The sequence below is a fragment of the Sandarakinorhabdus rubra genome (genome assembly GCF_010994245.1).
GTDB classification, from domain to species: domain Bacteria; phylum Pseudomonadota; class Alphaproteobacteria; order Sphingomonadales; family Sphingomonadaceae; genus Sandarakinorhabdus; species Sandarakinorhabdus rubra.
Genome location: NZ_WMHO01000328.1, coordinates 1 through 1815, shown reverse-complemented (window position 1 = coordinate 1815; position 1815 = coordinate 1). Strand labels below are relative to the sequence as shown.

At 69.5% G+C, this 1815-nt stretch carries 3 protein-coding genes; 2 read left to right on the top strand and 1 reads right to left on the bottom strand.

Going from position 1 to position 1815, the window contains the following annotated elements:
* Positions 1-380, top strand: a 380-nt coding sequence (locus GJV64_RS14090; RefSeq protein WP_164158068.1) for a hypothetical protein, incomplete at its 5' end; no start/stop codon positions are given.
* 185 nt (positions 381-565) lie between these two features.
* Entirely contained in the window at positions 566-835 is a 270-nt protein-coding gene (locus GJV64_RS14085) for an SWIB/MDM2 domain-containing protein (RefSeq protein WP_205599649.1), read from the top strand.
* Positions 836-914: 79 nt separating this feature from the next.
* On the opposite strand, the gene GJV64_RS14080 is transcribed toward GJV64_RS14085, so the two are convergent.
* Positions 915-1815 (bottom strand): RsmB/NOP family class I SAM-dependent RNA methyltransferase (locus tag GJV64_RS14080; protein WP_164158065.1); only part of this gene is annotated, 901 nt, incomplete at its 5' end.

Here is a 1815-nt window from a genome sequence, read left to right as displayed (position 1 = left end):
CCGTGCCCGCCGGCCTGCCGACGCGGCCGCTGTTCGCCCCCGATGCCGCGGCCGGCCTTTCGGCGGCGTGGCGACAGCCGCTGCCCGGCACCGGCGCCATCCTGGTGCCACGACTTGCGCTCGACTGGCGCAGCAGCATGGCCGTGGCCGCCGGGGATGTGGTGTCGGCGGATGGCCGCGGGCATCTTGATGGCGGCATGGCGCCCGGCGGTTGGCAGGTGGCGGCGGCCCTGCAGATGGAGATTCCTGATGGCGGCTGGCTGATGAGCCTGGAGTGCAGCAACTGCCTCGATCGAGCGCTGGTGGATGGCGCGGTGGCCGGCCTGCCGGTGCTGAACGCGCCGCGCTGGTGGCAGATTCGCTTCGTCCGGCGATTCTGAACCTCGGAATATTCACCCTTATGGTTGCAACAATGCAACGCCGGAGGCGGTTTGGCGGCTTTGTTGGCAAAACTACGCGATTTTCCGCTTGCGCGTTGGCCAACATCGCAGCTTAAAGGCCTGTCATCAGGGTCACTGATAATGCAGGCCCACTGGGGGGCCAGTCAAAGACGAAGGGGATTGGAATGGCCAAGGAAGCCAAGAGCGGTCGTAACACGTCGGCCCTCATGAAACCGCTGACGCCGCAGGGACCGCTGGCGGCCATCGTTGGTGCCGCGCCGCTGCCGCGCGGCCAGGTGGTGGCAAAGGTGTGGGACTATATCCGCGCCAACAAGCTGCAGAAGCCGACCGACAAGCGCGTGATCCTGGCTGATGCCAAGCTCAAGCCGATCTTCGGCAAGGACGAATGCACGATGTTCGAGATGAACAAGTTCATCGCCCAATATCTGAAGTGAATTGCCGGGCCGCCGAAAGGGCGGTCGGGCTGACGAACGGGGCGCTGCCGGCCACGGCGGCGCCCTTCTTCGTTTGTGGTCAGTCCGCCAGGCGGCGCAGGCGGGCGATGAAGAAGCCATCGATGCCGCCGGCCACCTGGCCGGGCAGGGTGCGCACGAAGCCCTCGGGCGTGGGCGCCAGGCCGACGGGCAGTTCATCGGCGCCGATGATTTCGCGCGGGGCGCCGGCGATCACCCGTTCGGCAATGGCTTCGCCCTCGCGCCGATCAAGGCTGCAGGTGGCATAGACCAGCCGCCCGCCCGGCTTCAGCCAGGCCACCGCGCGGCGCAGCAGGGCCGCCTGCAGCAGTGTCACCGGCCCCAGACCGGCATTGCCCTTCAGGTGCAAAACGTCGGGGTGGCGGCGGAAGATGCCAGTGGCCGAGCAGGGCGCATCGAGCAGGATATGGTCGAACAGGCCATCTGGCTGCCAGCGCAGCGCATCGGCTGCCACAAGCGTCGCCTCAAGCCCTGTCCGGTCCAGGTTCTGGCGCACGCGCTCCAGCCGGTCGTCCGACACGTCGAGCGCGGTCACCGCGCAGCCGCGCGCTGCCAGCTGCAGCGTCTTGCCGCCGGGCGCCGCGCACAGATCGAGCACGCGGTCCCCCGCCTTGGCCGGCAGGAGCCGGGCCGGCAGGCTGGCGGCCAGATCCTGCACCCACCAGGCCCCCTCGGCAAAGCCCGGCCATTCGGTCACGCTGCCCTTGCGGGCCGTGCGGACATGGCCGGGCGCCAGGCTGATCCCATCGAGCGCGGCGGCCCAACGTGCGGTTTCGGCCGTGTTCTTCAACGTCAGGTCGGTCGCCGGTTCCTCGGCCAGGCTGGCGGCTGCGGCCTCGGCCATGGCAGCGCCCCAGTCGCGCGCCCACTGGATGTCGAAGGGGGCTGGCAGGTGCGGCTGTGGCGGCAGGCTCGCCGGCCGGCGGACAAGCGTGCCCAGC